The 15,497-nt window shown below is 53.4% G+C and carries 11 protein-coding genes and 1 riboswitch; of the genes, 5 read left to right on the top strand and 6 right to left on the bottom strand.

The genetic code is table 11. The annotated features are described in order from the left end of the window. Positions 1-13: 13 nt before the first annotated feature. The 4 genes from fusA to ACUTQ5_RS13010 form a co-directional block, all read right to left on the bottom strand. A complete protein-coding gene (gene fusA / locus ACUTQ5_RS13025) occupies positions 14-2,119 on the bottom strand; it encodes an elongation factor G (protein ID WP_445651593.1) in 2,106 nt (701 codons plus the stop codon). Between the two features lie 243 nt (positions 2,120-2,362). After that, positions 2,363-3,400 carry an ABC transporter ATP-binding protein gene (locus ACUTQ5_RS13020; RefSeq protein WP_445651592.1) on the bottom strand — a complete coding sequence of 346 codons (1,038 nt, stop codon included), beginning with the start codon at positions 3,398-3,400 and terminating at the stop codon, positions 2,363-2,365. Beyond that, complete coding sequence (locus ACUTQ5_RS13015; RefSeq protein WP_445651591.1) at positions 3,397-4,980, bottom strand: ABC transporter permease; 1,584 nt, start codon at positions 4,978-4,980, stop codon at positions 3,397-3,399. Before ACUTQ5_RS13015 ends, ACUTQ5_RS13020 begins: the two co-directional genes overlap by 4 nt. 33 nt (positions 4,981-5,013) lie before the next feature. Then, positions 5,014-6,030 (bottom strand): iron ABC transporter substrate-binding protein, encoded by a 1,017-nt coding sequence (locus ACUTQ5_RS13010; protein ID WP_445651590.1) that lies wholly within the window; start codon positions 6,028-6,030, stop codon positions 5,014-5,016. A gap of 570 nt (positions 6,031-6,600) precedes the next feature. Continuing rightward, a riboswitch (M-box (ykoK) riboswitch) is annotated at positions 6,601-6,774 on the top strand. Positions 6,775-6,804: 30 nt separating this feature from the next. Here ACUTQ5_RS13010 and ACUTQ5_RS13005 point away from each other — a divergent pair. The 4 genes from ACUTQ5_RS13005 to ACUTQ5_RS12990 all read left to right on the top strand — a co-directional run bounded on the left by ACUTQ5_RS13005 (position 6,805) and on the right by ACUTQ5_RS12990 (position 9,804). Continuing rightward, positions 6,805-7,869 carry a magnesium transporter gene (locus tag ACUTQ5_RS13005; RefSeq protein WP_445651589.1) on the top strand — a complete coding sequence of 355 codons (1,065 nt, stop codon included), beginning with the start codon at positions 6,805-6,807 and terminating at the stop codon, positions 7,867-7,869. Between the two features lie 142 nt (positions 7,870-8,011). Then, on the top strand, positions 8,012-8,104 hold the full coding sequence (mgtS, locus tag ACUTQ5_RS13000; RefSeq protein WP_013813036.1) for a protein MgtS: 93 nt from the start codon (positions 8,012-8,014) through the stop codon (positions 8,102-8,104). Between the two features lie 110 nt (positions 8,105-8,214). After that, positions 8,215-8,394, top strand: a complete 180-nt coding sequence (locus ACUTQ5_RS12995) for a hypothetical protein (RefSeq protein WP_445651588.1) — start codon at positions 8,215-8,217, stop codon at positions 8,392-8,394. 27 nt (positions 8,395-8,421) lie between these two features. Beyond that, positions 8,422-9,804 carry a cation diffusion facilitator family transporter gene (locus ACUTQ5_RS12990; protein WP_445651587.1) on the top strand — a complete coding sequence of 461 codons (1,383 nt, stop codon included), beginning with the start codon at positions 8,422-8,424 and terminating at the stop codon, positions 9,802-9,804. A 51-nt stretch (positions 9,805-9,855) separates the two neighbouring features. On the opposite strand, the gene ACUTQ5_RS12985 is transcribed toward ACUTQ5_RS12990, so the two are convergent. Beyond that, positions 9,856-11,583 carry an ABC-F family ATP-binding cassette domain-containing protein gene (locus ACUTQ5_RS12985; protein WP_445651586.1) on the bottom strand — a complete coding sequence of 576 codons (1,728 nt, stop codon included), beginning with the start codon at positions 11,581-11,583 and terminating at the stop codon, positions 9,856-9,858. 491 nt (positions 11,584-12,074) lie between these two features. On the opposite strand from ACUTQ5_RS12985, the gene ACUTQ5_RS12980 reads away from it, so the two are divergent. Next, positions 12,075-14,501 (top strand): DUF3772 domain-containing protein, encoded by a 2,427-nt coding sequence (locus tag ACUTQ5_RS12980; RefSeq protein WP_445651585.1) that lies wholly within the window; start codon positions 12,075-12,077, stop codon positions 14,499-14,501. 54 nt (positions 14,502-14,555) lie between these two features. Here the strand turns inward: ACUTQ5_RS12980 and ACUTQ5_RS12975 are convergent, their stop codons facing one another. Beyond that, positions 14,556-14,729: a hypothetical protein gene (locus tag ACUTQ5_RS12975; protein WP_445651584.1), complete on the bottom strand. Its 174-nt coding sequence runs from the start codon at positions 14,727-14,729 to the stop codon at positions 14,556-14,558. Positions 14,730-15,497 lie beyond the last annotated feature (768 nt).

Below are 15,497 nucleotides of genomic sequence, written 5' to 3'. Positions count from 1 at the left end.
GCAGGCAGTCAACTCAAGATTTCCGGTGATGAATGATCTCTTCGGCCACGTTGCGCGGTGCCTCTGCGTAGTGGCTGAACTCCATGGTGTAGGTGGCGCGTCCCTGTGACATGGAACGCAGCGTGGTTGAATAGCCAAACATCTCGGATAACGGCACCTTGGCGTGGATCCCCTTACCACCGCCGCCCGGAATGTCCTCCATGCCTTGCACCAGACCGCGCCGCGATGACAGGTCGCCCATGACGCTACCGGCGTAATCCTCGGGTGTTTCCACTTCTACCAACATGATCGGCTCAAGGATAACCGGGTCGGCCTGGCGACAAGCTTCTTTAAAGCCGAAGATCGCCGCCATGCGGAAAGCCTGTTCCGAAGAGTCGACGTCGTGGTAAGAGCCGAAGGTCAGATGTACCTTGACATCCACCACCTGATAACCGGCCAGTACGCCGGTATTTAGCGCTTCCAGCACGCCTTTTTTCACCGCCGGGATAAACTCGCCTGGGATCACGCCGCCCTTGATCTCATCGAAAAACTCGAAGCCCTTGCCAGGCTCATTGGGTTCCACGGTAAACACCACGTGGCCGTACTGGCCTTTACCTCCGGACTGGCGCACGAACTTGCCTTCTACATCGGCCACGCGCTTGCGGATGGTTTCGCGGTAAGACACCTGCGGTTTGCCGGTGGTGGTCGCCACGCCAAACTCACGCCGCATGCGGTCGACGATGATTTCCAGGTGCAGTTCACCCATGCCGTAAATAATGGTCTGGCCAGAATCCTCGTCCGTGCGAACGCGGAACGACGGATCTTCCGAAGAGAGGCGTTGCAGGGCGATCCCCATCCTTTCCTGGTCGGCCTTGGTTTTAGGCTCAATCGCCTGAGCGATCACCGGTTCAGGGAACACCATTTTTTCCAGCGTGATAATGGCGTTAGGGTCACACAGCGTGTCGCCGGTGGTGACGTCTTTTAGTCCCACGCAGGCGGCGATATCACCGGCATGCAGTTCTTCGACATCTTTACGGTCATTGGCGTGCATTTGTACGATACGGCCAATGCGTTCTTTCTTGTCTTTCACCGGGTTATAGACGCTGCTGCCTTTGGTCAGCACGCCGGAATAGACCCGCACGAAGGTCAGTTGGCCGACGAAGGGGTCGGTCATCAGCTTGAAGGCCAGCGCCGAGAATTTTTCGTCGTCGGCAGCCCGGCGAATGACAATCTTGTCTCGCTCGTCATGGCCTTCCATCGGTGGAACATCGAGCGGCGAAGGCATCAGTTCAATCACCGCATCCAGCATGCGCTGAACGCCCTTGTTACGGAAGGCCGAACCACACAGCATCGGCTGGATTTCGCCGGCCACGGTGCGCAAGCGCAGGCCACGGACGATCTCTTCTTCGCTCAACGGCACCTGATTGAGGTATTTGTCCATCAGCTCTTCCGAGCCTTCGGCGGCGGCTTCGATCATTTTATCCCGCCACTCCTGCGCGGAGTCGCGCAATTCTGCCGGGATCTCTTCAAAGCTGAAGCTCATGCCTTGCGTTGCCTCATCCCACAGGATGGCCTTCATGCGCACCAAATCCACCACGCCGGTGAAATGGTCTTCGGCGCCAATCGGGATAACGATTGGCACCGGGTTGGCTTTCAGCCGTTCAATCATCATTTTGCGCACGCGGAAAAAGTCGGCACCCACGCGGTCCATTTTATTGACGAACGCCAGCCGCGGAACCTTGTATTTATTGGCCTGACGCCAGACCGTCTCCGATTGCGGCTGTACGCCGCCCACAGAGTCATAGACCATTACCGCGCCGTCCAGCACGCGCATGGAACGTTCGACCTCTATGGTGAAATCCACGTGCCCTGGGGTGTCGATAATATTGATGCGATGCTGCGGATAATTATGCTGCATGCCGTTCCAGAAACAGGTGGTCGCCGCCGAAGTAATGGTGATGCCGCGTTCCTGCTCCTGTGCCATCCAGTCCATGGTGGCGGCGCCGTCGTGCACTTCGCCCAGCTTGTGACTGACCCCGGTGTAAAACAGAATCCGCTCGGTAGTAGTGGTTTTTCCGGCATCGATGTGCGCCGAGATGCCGATATTGCGGTAGCGTTCAAGGGGGGTAGTACGTGCCATAATTAACCTTTCTTAGCCGCGATAAACCGCTGCGGCTCAAACAGTATGAATAATTATGATAATCCTCTGTGGGTTATCTCCGGACGGGTGAATGTTTACACCGATCACAGACTAATCGTAGTTGATGAAAGGGGTTTTGGTATTCGATAGCTGCGATAGGTTTTTCATTCGGACGTGCGGATAATAAAGCGCGAACGGGATCAAAATTCGAAAATGACAGGGGCACCAAGGCACCCCTGAGTTTTATTCGGCAAAGATATGCGCCTGGCCAATGATATTCAGATTGACGTGTGAACCGGGGCGGAGACCTTCGCGGCTGATGGTTTTAATCTCTATCGCGGTATTACTGCCGGTCATATGCAGATTTAAGGTCGAGACGAAACCGGCAAAATCAATACCGGTCACCACCGCCTGGCTCTGTTGCTGTGGCTCGGACTGGTTAATCTGGATCTGCTCAGGGCGAAGCATGATGCGAGCCGGGCCACGGCGCTGACGATCGTCAACGGCAATCCGTCCTAATGCGCAATCGGCCCAGCCTTGTTCCAGCTCAGCGGAAAGCACCAGTGTTTCGCCTAAAAAAGTGGCGGTCGGTTCGTCCACCGGCCTTAGGTAAAGATCTTGCGGCGGCCCGATCTGCGCCAATCGGCCATTGCGCATTACGGCCACCTGATCGGCAAACGACAAGGCTTCGGTTTGATCGTGGGTCACCAGAATCGACGCGACTTTGGCTTCGGCCAGCAGTTCCGCCACCGCTTTGCGGGTCGCGGCCCGCAGGCCGGTATCCAGCGCGGAGAAGGGTTCGTCCAGCAACATCAACTTGGGTTGCTGAGACAGCGCACGGGCCAGCGCCACCCGCTGTTGTTGACCACCGGAAAGCTCATGCGGCCACAGCGCCCCCAGGCGGCGATCCAGCGCCACCATCTCCATCAGGGCATCAATACGCAATTGCTTGTCACGCTTGCTGCCTTTCAGGCCGAAACCGATATTGCCGGCCACGGTAAAGTGCGGAAATAATGCGCCGTCCTGGGGGACAAAACCAATGCCGCGCAGGTGTGCCGGTACCCAGCCGCTGTCGTTGGCCATCGTTTGCCCTTGCAGCATCACCTGGCCGCTGTCCGGTATTTCAAAACCGGCAATAATACGCAACAGGGTGGTTTTCCCCGAACCGGAAGGGCCGACAATCGCTGTACGACTGCCTGGTACCACGTTTAAATCAACATGCTCCAGCACCTTGACCGAGTTATAGGATTTACCGATGCCTTGCAGTTCAAGCGTGCTCATAATCCCGCCGTACGTTTGGATTGAGAATAAAGAAGCCAGGTCAGTGGCAATGACAACACCACCATAATCAGGGCGTAGGGTGCGGCCGCCACATAGTCGATCTCGCTGGTCAGCGCCCAGAAGCCGGTGGCCAGTGTGCGGGTACCATTGGGAGCCAGCAGCAGCGTGGCGGTCAGCTCATTGACGATCGCAAGAAACACCAAGGCGGCACCAGCGGCCGCACCGGGGGCTGCCAGACGCAGCGTGGTGCTCCATAATGCTGCCGCCGGCGAACGCCCGAGGCTACGGGCCACGTTTTCCAGCTCGACCGGTGCCTGGGCAATACCCGCGCGCAGATTGATCAACGCCCGTGGCATAAACATCAGCAAGTAGGCCAGCAGCAGGGTGATTTCAGTCTGATAAATCGGCCGGAAGCTGTGAATGGTGATGGTCACCAGCGCCAGTGCTACCACAATGCCGGGCAGTGAACTGGTGATGTAATTACAACCTTCCAATACCCGATATATCCGTGCCGGGTAGCGTACCGACAGCCAGGCCATAGGGATGGCGCACAGCGTGATCAGCAGCGCACCACTGGCGGCCAGTGACAGTGTTTGCAGCAAGGCAGGTAGCAATTCGCTGTTGCGCCACACTTCAAGGCCACCCAAGGTCAACCAACGAGTCAAGGTGATGAAAGGCACACCCAGCGCCAACGCGGTGAGGCTCAGGGGAAGCAGCAGGCTGAACAGGGTGGTGATAGGCCCAAGGCGATAAGCCGTTTGACTGCGAGCGCTGCCGGAACCGACGCGGGCATAACGTGCCCGCCCACGGCTGATGGCTTCCAACATCAATAATCCCAGGCAGCACAGTACCAGCACCCCTGCCAGCATATTGGCCGCCGGGCCGTTAAATGTGGACTGGAACTGGTCGAAAATAGCGGTGGTGAAGGTGTCAAAGCGGATCATGGCATACAGACCGTACTCGGCCAGCAGGTGCAGCGCGATCAGCAGCGAACCGCCCCAAACCGCCAGCTTTAGCTGTGGCAGCACCACGCGGAAAAACACGGCCAGCGGACGTGTACCGAGCGAAGTGGCGACGTCTTCAATACCGGGATCCAACCGGCGTAATACCGCAGCGGTCGGCAGATAAATAAAGGGGAAGTAGGCGATGACCGAAATAAACACCCCGGCCCCCAACCCATGCATCGAAGGTACCAGGCTGATCCAGGCGTAGCTTTGCACGAAAGCCGGCACCGCCAGCGGCGCGGTGGCCAATAATGACCAAACGCGACGGCCTGGCAGCGTAGTGCGTTCGGTTAGCCAGGCCAGCGCTACCCCCAGAATGGCGCAAATCGGCAGGGTGAACACCACCAACAGCAGAGTGTTCAGCAGCAGTTCGGCCACCCGGGGGCGAAATACCAGAGCTTTTACCGTTGGCCAACCGGTTTCAAACGCCACGCTAATGACAAACCCCAGCGGCAATAGCGCCAGCAGAGAGAGTAAAATGGCGACCGCCACGATAAACAACCCGGGCCGTTGATGGCGGCGGGCCGAAGTATACCGTGGCTTTAAGCTGGCGGCGTTGAAACCTGTATTCGACATAGGGCTAAAAACTCTCTGTACCAATCAACCGGTTTACATCAGCCCGGCTTGAGTCATCAGTTCGACCACTTTTTTACCGTTCAATGCAGAAGCGTCAACTTTTGGCGCGTCCAGTTCTTTCAGCGGAACCAGTTTCGGATTAGAAGCTGCGTTGACGCCAACTGCATATTCAAAGGCATTGTTGGTGCGCAGGATCTCTTGGCCGTTTTTACCGGTGATCCACTTGATGAATTCTTGTGCCTGCTTTTGGTGCTTGCTGGAGGCCAGCACGCCACCGCCGGAGATGCTGACGAACGCACCCGGATCCTGATGTTTAAAGTAATACAGTTTAATATTTTTACTGTTCTCGCCAGTCTTGGCACCATCGACGAACGGATAATAATGGTAGATCACGCCGCTGTCGATTTGGCCGGCATTAACCGCTTTCATGACGGTGCTATTGCCTTTATAAGCGGTGAAGTTGGTTTTCATCGCCTTCAGCCACTCCAGCGTGGCTTTTTCGCCTTTCAGCTCCAGCAGTGCGCTGACAATTGCCTGGAAATCTGCCCCTGAAGGTGAGGCGGCCCAGCGGCCTTTCCATTCTGGCTTGGCCAGATCCAGCAGTGACTTGGGCAACTGTGCTTCGGTCAGCTTCGCCGGGTTGTAGACGAATACCGTTGAGCGGGCGGCAATGCCAATCCAGCGACCGTGTTGCGGACGGTACTGAGGTTCAACCTGTGCCAGCGTCGCAGCATCCAGAGGCGCAAACAGCTTGGCGTTATCCACCAATACCATCGACGGGGAGTTTTCCGTTAAAAAAACGTCGGCAGGGGATGCGCTGCCTTCTTGCACCAGTTGGTTGCCCAACTCGCTGTCGCCGCCGTTACGTAGGGTCACTTTAATGCCGGTGTCTTTGGTAAAACCGTCCACCCAAGATTTCACCAGGTTTTCGTGTTGGGCGTTATAAATAATAATGCCTTCATCCGGGGACGCCCCATTGGCCGAGAAGGCCAGCATCATGGACGATGCCAACAGGGCAATCGGGCCGAGAGAAGAGAAACGCAGCTTCATACAGTCATCCTTTTTAGAGAGTGCAAAGAAGAAGAAAAACCTAATGTGCCTAACGGGCGTTGGGCTGCCCCGATTGTATATAAGAACATTAATAATGATAGTGAAAACGATTCGTATTAGTTTATTTTTGGTTTTAGCTCCAATAATCATCTCGTCTTAAGGAAAAATTAAGCTTCTCGGATATGACTGAGTCTGTCACCTAATTTCATAAGTATTTATAATGTATGAAAAATAGCTAAAGGCAGGCTGGAGTAAGGGTTTCGGCAGCCCAGCCACACGGCAGGGGCAACAACCTTGCCAACAGGTCGAAGATTGGTTGGGGAAAAGCTACTCTGGAGGCTTCGGTTGACGACAAAACCAAAGCTACGCGGTCAAACCCTATGCGAAGGGCGCCAGGGGCCGCTGTACGATAAAAACGTGTATATCATCGCGCACTGACGATTTAATAATGCGGTTTAGGAGGAATCCGGCCCGCTGTTAATAGTTTTTTCTAAATGTTTCATAAACGGTAAACCATATTTTTACCCGAAAATAAAAAACCGCGCCTATACTGCCCCCCGTAGTTTATATGCAGTATCTCGTTTGGCGAGGCTCCTATACAAACACAGGTTACTGATCTGACGACATCGAGAGATGCCCAAGGTTAAGACAGGCTTTATCGGATTAAGGTTCAGCCCAAGGTAACTTCTGATGAATACATCAGATACGTTGTATAGTGCTAAAACCTGGACGCGGAGATAGGCTGTCTGCACTCCCTCTGTGGTTAACGCCCCTATGCGATTCGCTGTTGAAGTTCAAACAGAAATAGGGACTAACATAATGAAGTCACATCACAACACACCATCCCCGGCGCTGATCTCAGCTGAAACTCTTGATGAGTCTTCGGTGGCAGGCTATATGAACGCCGATTTCATTACCATTCCTGGTAATATGACGGTCAATAAGGCAAAAGAATATTTTCTTTCGCAACTTAAAACCGACGAAATTCCGACTCAACTGTTTGTTACCGCCGACGATTATCATTTGCGCGGCACACTTTCGGTAAAAAAATTACTGCAATGCGAAGATAACGATAAAGCCGTTGGCGTAATGATCAACCACAGCTATTTTCAGGTTTCACCCGATGATGACCGCAACGATGTTGCGCATTTATTGGGTAAGGGCGGGCTGGACGTGGTGCCGGTGGTGGTCAATAAAACCCTGGTAGGCGTGTTGGGTGAAAAAGAAATTGCCCGGCTGATTGAAGACGAAAATACCGAGGATGCACAGCGCCAGGGTGCCAGTCTGCCGCTGGATAAACCTTATCTGGAAACCAGCCCTTGGGCATTATGGCGCAAGCGTTCGGTATGGTTACTGATGTTGTTTGTCGCCGAAGCCTACACAGGGAATGTGCTAAAGGCATTTGAAGAACAGTTGGAAGCGGCGATCGCGCTGGCGTTCTTTATTCCCTTGTTGATCGGCACTGGCGGCAACAGCGGAACCCAGATTACCTCCACGCTGGTTCGCGCCATGGCTCTGGGTGAGGTCAGTCTGCGTAACCTGGGCGCGGTGATCCGCAAAGAGGTTTCTACCTCCTTATTGATCGCGGTCACCATCGGTGTCGCCGCCTGGGTCCGCGCCTGGATCATGGGGGTGGGCATGGACGTGACGATGGTGGTCAGCCTGTCGCTGGTGGCGATCACCGTCTGGAGCGCCATTGTCTCCTCGATTATCCCAATGCTGCTCAAGAGGCTGGGGATTGATCCGGCAGTGGTGTCGGCCCCCTTTATCGCCACCTTTATTGATGGCACTGGCCTGATTATTTACTTCAAGATAGCTCAGTATATTCTGGGGATTTAAACCGCCATCCGCTCCGTGTCGTAGCCGGGGCGGGTATTTTATCTCACTGAAAAGGAGGAACGTAAATACTCATGAGTAATGACAATCCCCGTTTTTTAATTAAAGGGGCTTCTATCGATAATAGTTAACCGAGGAAAAAATAATGGGAAATATGACAATTTTTGTAGGATTCCTGAGCATTATCAGCTCACTGGGCTTGTTAGCGGCCTATATGAGCACTAAATGGGATGATTAATGAACGCTAAAGATCCGCCTGGATGCATCCTCCCCGAAGGTTTTATTTACTACGGGGAGGATGCGATTAAACTCTGACCGCCCAATGGGGACTTTGGGAGTATAACCACCATGATCCTTCTTATTCTTGGCTTACTTTATGCCATTTTGATGATCTCTGTCGGTGTGAATGAGATTTATTTTTATTCAACCGGAAAATCAGAATTCCTGCCTAGTTTAATACTGACATTCTCGGGTACTATGCTGCTGGTTGCTTTTGTCTGGCAATGGTCGACTAAAATAAAAAAATGAAATACCTATTTGAATGTGAGCCGTAAAATGCAAAACGAAAAAGAGTCCGTTGCCAGAAATTCCATGATAGCCAGCGGGCTATTGGCAGCCGGTAAATTTATTGCCGGTATTTTTACCGGCAGTATTGGACTTATTTCCGAAGGGATCCACTCGCTTACCGATTTTGTTGCCACCAGCATTACCTGGCTGGCGGTGCGTATCAGCGACAAACCGGCCGATGATGACCACCATTTTGGCCATGGCAAAGTCGAAAACCTGGCGGCGTTGTTTGAAGTGCTGCTGCTGTTGGGGGCGGCGGGCTGGATTGTTTATGAGGCCGGTAAAAGTCTGTTGGGGGAGGCCCATGAAATTGTCGCCGCTCCGGTGGTGATTGTCGTGCTGTTGATCTCGATTGTGGTCGACTTTTTCCGCGTCAGGGCGCTTAATCGCGTAGCTAAGGCTACCGACAGTGCGGCGCTGGAAGCCGATGCACTGCATTTCTTCTCCGATATGCTTGCCTCTGTCGTGGTGCTGTTAGGCATGGTGTTTGTGATGCTGGGCTTCACCCGCGCAGATGCCATCGCCGCGCTAATCGTCGCGGGTTTTATCGTAGTGGCGGCGGTGAAATTGGGTAAGCGCTCGTTTGATTCGCTAATGGACACGGCACCGGCCGGCACCAAGGAAGAGATCGGTGTCTTGCTAGAGTCCTTCCCGGCGATACTGGCCACGGAAAATATCCGCATTCGTAACGCCGGTGCCATCTTGTTTATTGAGGTTACCGTCGCTGTCTGTCGCACTTTACCGCTGGAGCGCATCAACGCGTTGAAGCAGTCAATTGCCGAACGGCTGGAACAGCAATATGCCAATGCTGAAGCCACGGTAATCGCTAATCCACAAACCCGTAGTGACGAAGACATGGCGACGCGCATCCGGGTGATCGCCGCCAACCACGGCGCGGTTGTGCAAAATCTGGCGTTGCAGCAACTGTCAGAACGCATGTCGATAAGCATGGATCTGGCCGTGCCGGCCAGTGCCAACGTGGCGCAGGCGCATGAAATTGCCAGTGAGATTGAAACGCTGTTACGGCAGGCGATTGGTGAGGATACGGAGATCGAAACCCACCTGGAACCCCAGACAAATCACTGGATCGCCAGCGAGGATGTCGCGCCGGAGCAACTGGCTAGCATTCGTCAGATATTGGAAACGGTGGTGGAAAAAGGCGAAATGGTGCAGGACGTTCATAACATCCGCGCACGTAAAACCGCTGGCGGTATTATCGTCAATTTCCATTGTCGGGTTTCCCCGGCGGTTTCCATCGCGTCAGCGCATGCGGCGGTAGACAGCATAGAGCGCCAGTTACGGGCGCTTTACCCGAGCATTTCGCGGGCGGTGGGACATGTAGAACCGATTAAACCCAAATCGGTTGTTTGAATCCGGTACCGCAGCTTCCTGGAAAGGCCGCCCGCAGGCGGCCTGGAAAAGTTAGTCCAGATTCAGTCGTGCAGTAAGGGTGGAAATCTCACGGCGCCATTGCTGCTGCAACTGCGTTTTTTGATGTTTTGGCTTGCGAGCCAAATCCTCCTGTAGTTTGCTTTCCAGTTCAAACAGCGCGGCCAACAGCCGTTCCTCGTCATCGTGCTGCAACGGACGATTGACGGTATCCTGACTTGGGATAGTCATAGTGACAGCGTCACGTTCTTCTGCCAGGCGGGCGTAAACGGGTTCCAGATCCTGCCACTCTTCCAGCCGCTGATGGTCAATCAACCAGAAACGGTTGCAGCTATTTTCGATCAGCATTCGGTCATGAGTGACCAATATGACTGCGCCGTCAAACTGGCGTAAAGTCTCCGCCAACTCCTCCTTGCCTTCCATATCCAGATGGTTGGTGGGTTCGTCGAGTAACAACAGCGAATGGTTAGCCAGCGTCAGGCCGACAAACAGCAGGCGTGAACGCTCTCCGCCGCTCAGGGTGCTGATGCGTTGCTGATGACGCAGATAGGGGAAACCGGCACCAATCAACGCCATCTTCCGCTGCTCTTCGGTCAACGCTGCAAAGTGGGTTAATGCTCCACTCAGCGTGTCGTCATCGTGCAGTTGCTGCAGGCTTTGATCGTAATACCCAATGCGTACCCGCGGGTGGAACACCGTTTCCCGCAGGGTTACGTCCTGATATTCCCGCCACAGATGATGCAGCAGGGAAGATTTTCCACAGCCGTTGCGTCCGACGATGGCGATGCGGTCACCGCTTTTGACCCGCAATGGGTCGAGGCGGAACAGCACCGGTGCGTCAACTGCCGGGCGAACTTCCATGGGTGGCAGGGCCAGCAGGCGATCGGCATCCAGCGCTTCACCTTTTAGCCTGAGCCGCCACTGGCTGCCTGCGCTCAGCGTGGTTTGCTCCTCCTTGAGTCGGTCAACGCGCTTTTCCATTTGCTTGGCCTTGCGGGCCAGATCTTCGTTGTCGTAAACCTTGCCCCAAATGGCCAGCCGATGGGCGCTTTTCGCCACCCGATCGATCTCTTTTTGCTCCGCCTGACGGCGATGGGCATCCGCCGCATCCTGTTCCTCCAGCGCCTTGCGTGCAGCAGTGCAGGGTAAGCGGAAGAATTGCAGGGTCTTGTCGCGTAAAATCCAGGTGCAGTTAGTGACCTGATCCAGTAGATAGCGATCGTGGGACACCAGCACAAAGCTGCCGGGCCAGCTTTGCAGGAACCGCTCCAGCCACAGCAAAGTAGGAAGATCCAGATGGTTGCTGGGCTCATCCAGCAGTAGCAGGTCCGGTTGACAGATTAATGCTCGTGCCAGCAGCAGACGCGTGTGCTGGCCGCCACTCAGGGTACCTGCGGTCAGCGTCCATGACGGTGGCGCAAAACCCAGGCTGGAAAGCAGAACCTCAGCCTGCCAACTTTCACTGATACGCTGATTTTCAGGCAGCCGTGCCAGTACCGCATCCAGCAGGGTACGGTCGTGCAGGGCTTCAGGTAGGTGCTGTTCTACCCGTGCCATCAGACACTGGTGGGAAGGGGTGACGCTGCCGGTACCGGCACGCAGATCGCCGCTGAGGATTTTAAGCAGGGTGCTTTTGCCACAGCCGTTATGGCCGATTAAACCGATGCGGTCACCTTTCTTCAGGCTGAAGGAAACCTCAACCAGCAGAGGGCCGAAATTGTTGTCGTAACCGACAGATTGTGCAGATAGTAATGTGGTCATTGCTTACTCAAGAGTTACAGGCATGCAGATGCCTATCGTCAAACATCGCTGACGACAACCCGGTAAGCCGGAGGGAAGGAACTTCAGATTTTAGTCAGCTTCGCTCAAGCCTGGGTTATCGCAGCACGATACCGGTAATGCTTGAGCAGCAGCGATTACTATAGAAGTGTGAGTAAAAAAACAATTCACACATCGGCATAGTAATCCTCCTTTTATTTCGTTGGTTAATGAGTGAGCTGAGTATAGAGTGCTTTGACCGCTTACGCCACTGTAAATCCTTCAGGTTATCAGTGTAGTAAGCGGAACACTCTGTCGGGAATATGCAGACAGAGGCGACGGTGCGGATAATCATGCTGAATGGGAGTAATACTGATATTTAAGCGCAGATTAAGCAGTTATCATAATCACAGTTTATGATTAGCCAAGCTTGACGGTAAATACCGGCCAGCTTGTTTCGTCTGTCTATCATGCAAACGCTGAGCACCGAATTTATGTTAAAGCCCCGTCAGATTATTCTTTTCCTGTTCCTGCTGTTTGGCTTGCAGTTAGCGCCGTTGGTCAGCGTCGCTGCACAAGATGGTGCCCCAGTGGCAGAGAGCCCGCCGGACCCTGCGACCGCACTGAAGAGTTATCAAAAGCAGTTGGACAGCATCAAGCAGCAGGTCTCCAAAGCCGATAACGATAACCAGCTTAGTAAACTGAAGCTGGCTACCGACGATCTGGCCGCAGGGCTTGATAAACTGGCAACTGCTCTGCAACCGGCACAAGAGAAACTGCAGGGGCAACTTGACGTATTAGGCCCGCAACCGGCCGCCGGTTCGATGGCTGAAACCACCGCCGTGGTGCAGCAGCGTAATACATTGAACAACAGTAAAAAACAGTTGGACGATGCGGTGAAACGCGCAGAGGCCATGCGGGCTGGCGCGATTGACCTGGGCCAACAAATCAGTGATTTGCGTCGCGTGGCTTTCAAAACCCAATTGGCATTGAATACCGGTAGCGTGCTTGGCAGCAAGTTTTGGTCGCCGGTGGTGCAACCTGCTGCCAGTGACGTGCAGCGATTGGACGAGTTTAATACGGCCATGAAACAGGCCTGGGATACCAGTTGGCAGGAAGAGTGGCGCTACGGTACCCTCACTCTGTTGGTATTGGCGGTGGTTATCTGGTCATGGGGCCGTTATTTCTCCGAGCGTTTTCTGGCCTGGGTGAGTATTCGTTTTCTGCCGGACGGGCGTTTACGTCGCAGCTTTATGGCGATGATGACCGTCACTGTTACGGTTATCACCACCAGTATTGCGCTGAATCTGCTGTATTTCACTTTTACCCGCGTGCAGCCTTTGTCGGGAATGTTGGAAGACTTCGCCGAAGGCTTTTATCGGTTGGGGATCTTCTGCGCACTGATTGCCGGTCTGGGCCGAGCGACGCTGTCCCTTAACCGTCCGTCATGGCGTCTGGGCACCATGGATGACGCGGTAGCCACGGGTTTACGTTATTTCTCGCCGCTGCTGGCCGGGTTAGCTTTGGCGTTTGGCTCGATTGAGCTGATCAACAACGTGGTGAGTGCCAGCCTGGGCACGACCATTTTCGGCAACGGTCTGGTTGCCGGATTAATCGGTATGGTGTTGTTGGCGATGCCGTTGCGTTCCCAGCGCATTCGTCGCCAACTGGAACAGCAGGGTGAGCACGTAGAGAAGCGCTCTACCCTCAGTGGCGTGTTGCACATGAGCACCCTGGTGTGCTCGGTGATAATCCTGTTTTCACTGCTGGTGGGGTATATCGCATTCGCCCGCTTCCTGACCTACCAGGTGATCTGGATCGCCCTGGTACTGATGGCGTTTTATTTTCTGCTGATGTTTGCCACCGATCTGTGCGGTGCGATATTTTCTTCGCAGACCGCCAGCGGCAAGATGCTTAAAAAGTCCTTCAACTTCAAAGACCGTCACCTGGAGCAAATGGCGATAATCTTCACCGCCATTGCCAAATGCTCTCTGTTGCTATTAATGATTGTCTCGCTGTTTAACGGCTCGTTCGGCACCACCACGCCCAACTCGTTGCTGGACAAGATCATTGCCATCCTCAGCGGTGAAGGGCTGCAACGACTGAATATTGTGCCGGGCAACCTGATTAACGCGGTTATTTGTCTGGCGATTGGTATCTATATTCTGCGGGTGACCCAGCGCTGGCTCAGCCAGGAACTGTTGCCGAAAACCATTTCAGACATTGGTATTCGTGCATCACTGGTCACGCTGTTCAGCAATGTGGGATACGTGCTGCTGATCCTGATCACCCTGGCGGCGCTGGGTATCCAGTGGAACAATCTGGCGTGGATCGTCAGTGCGTTGTCGGTGGGTATCGGTTTTGGTCTGCAGGAGATTGTGAAGAACTTCATTTCAGGCTTGATCCTGCTGACCGAACGCCCGGTAAAAGTGGGCGATATGATCGGTATTGGCGGTGTGGAAGGGGATGTGCGCCGTATTAACGTGCGCGCCACCGAGATCCAGCTCAGTGACCGTTCGACCATGATCGTACCCAACTCGCAGCTAATTTCTCAAAACGTGCGTAATGCCACCATGGGCAATGCACAGGGTGTGGTGACCATCGCGCTGACCTTCCCGACGGATATCGATCCGGAGCAGGTACGTAATATCTTGCTGAGTGCTTACCAGGAGTATGAAGCCATTCAGGAAACGCCTGCGCCTTATGTTCGTTTTAGCCAGCTCGGCCCGGACGGCATTATTCTTAGCGTGACCGGTTATGTAGCCAGCCCGCGCATGGTGGGTTCTACCAAAAGCGAATTGCTGTTCAATATCCTCAAGCTGCTTCGCGCGCAACGGGTCAATATGTCCAGTCCGCAAGAAGTGGTGTTTATGAAGCAACAGGCGAAAAATCTTACCAACGACGAAGAACAATCTTCGTAATAATACCCTCTCCCACAGGAGAGGGGGCTAACGACACTGAGGTGCAGAGCAAACTCAGTGCATCGGTGGTACCACGGACTGCGAGCAGCCGCTGTTGGCACTGGCGGAAGTGTTATTGCAGGTTTGTGGATCGTTATGTACGGGCGGTGGCGGTACATCCTGTGGGCCGCCTCTACCCATACAGCCGGAAAGCATCAGCATCAACAGCACAGGGAGCATTGTTTTCATCGCAGTTGTCTCCATCCTGAACACTCCCTTAAGTATAGCCATGTATCAGCGGCGATAATCTTGCCAGATGTTCCTCCTCAGGAATTTCCCCGGATTTGTGAATATGTGGGACCACGGAATGCCCGGCGCCATTCGCTTGGACTGACGCTGAAAGTAGAAGAAATATCGCAATAGATTGAGCCAGGTCCTAAATTAATTTCTACGGGAAGTTATTTTAAATTGTCAACTTTCCCAGTTAATGCATTCCCAGAAGAATTGCAAAAATACTGTTTGATCCACTAAGGCGTATGGGATGTCTTAAATGGTCAGAAACCATACAGACTTTTGTTTGATTCCTCACTTTATCGTCGTGGAATTTATTAATTCATTGATACTTAATGTATTTTATCTATTTCATTTCTGAGTTGAGGGCATTTCACGGGCTGTGTCCCAACCCTAACACCATCTAAACCAAGGTGAAATTTTATGATTTCACTTTTAATTTCACATTAACAACCCGTGTCTTGGCCTTAATGTTATTTTTTTTCACATGCCAGCGTGCAACTTTAGCGCTACTCTGACCAGGCCGTGTCTAATTAAGGAAGATGCCATGTGGAATATGCAAACTAACATAGGGATATGTTATAAATCCCTCTGTTGCCCCATTGAGATTCTTTCCCAAAGCACGCCTTTTTCATGATTCTGCGATAATACTACTGGCTTAAGGATTAATGGGTCTTTAATTATCGGGGTAACAATAATAATATCATTTTGTGATTATTATTTAAT

The organism is Serratia sp. NA_112.1 (genome assembly GCF_052691715.1).
The sequence above is the reverse complement of the archived record's forward strand: the minus strand, read 5'-3'. Positions and strand labels throughout refer to the sequence as shown.

Excerpts from the sequence above, each read along its gene's own strand:
- fusA (WP_445651593.1), bottom strand. The coding sequence starts at position 2,119 with ATGGCACGTACTACCCCCCTTGAACGCTACCGCAATATCGGCATCTCG.
- ACUTQ5_RS13020 (WP_445651592.1), bottom strand. The coding sequence starts at position 3,400 with ATGAGCACGCTTGAACTGCAAGGCATCGGTAAATCCTATAACTCGGTC.
- ACUTQ5_RS13015 (WP_445651591.1), bottom strand. The coding sequence starts at position 4,980 with ATGTCGAATACAGGTTTCAACGCCGCCAGCTTAAAGCCACGGTATACT.
- ACUTQ5_RS13010 (WP_445651590.1), bottom strand. The coding sequence starts at position 6,030 with ATGAAGCTGCGTTTCTCTTCTCTCGGCCCGATTGCCCTGTTGGCATCG.
- ACUTQ5_RS13005 (WP_445651589.1), top strand. The coding sequence starts at position 6,805 with ATGCGATTCGCTGTTGAAGTTCAAACAGAAATAGGGACTAACATAATG.
- mgtS (WP_013813036.1), top strand. The coding sequence starts at position 8,012 with ATGGGAAATATGACAATTTTTGTAGGATTCCTGAGCATTATCAGCTCA.
- ACUTQ5_RS12995 (WP_445651588.1), top strand. The coding sequence starts at position 8,215 with ATGATCCTTCTTATTCTTGGCTTACTTTATGCCATTTTGATGATCTCT.
- ACUTQ5_RS12990 (WP_445651587.1), top strand. The coding sequence starts at position 8,422 with ATGCAAAACGAAAAAGAGTCCGTTGCCAGAAATTCCATGATAGCCAGC.
- ACUTQ5_RS12985 (WP_445651586.1), bottom strand. The coding sequence starts at position 11,583 with ATGACCACATTACTATCTGCACAATCTGTCGGTTACGACAACAATTTC.
- ACUTQ5_RS12980 (WP_445651585.1), top strand. The coding sequence starts at position 12,075 with ATGTTAAAGCCCCGTCAGATTATTCTTTTCCTGTTCCTGCTGTTTGGC.
- ACUTQ5_RS12975 (WP_445651584.1), bottom strand. The coding sequence starts at position 14,729 with ATGAAAACAATGCTCCCTGTGCTGTTGATGCTGATGCTTTCCGGCTGT.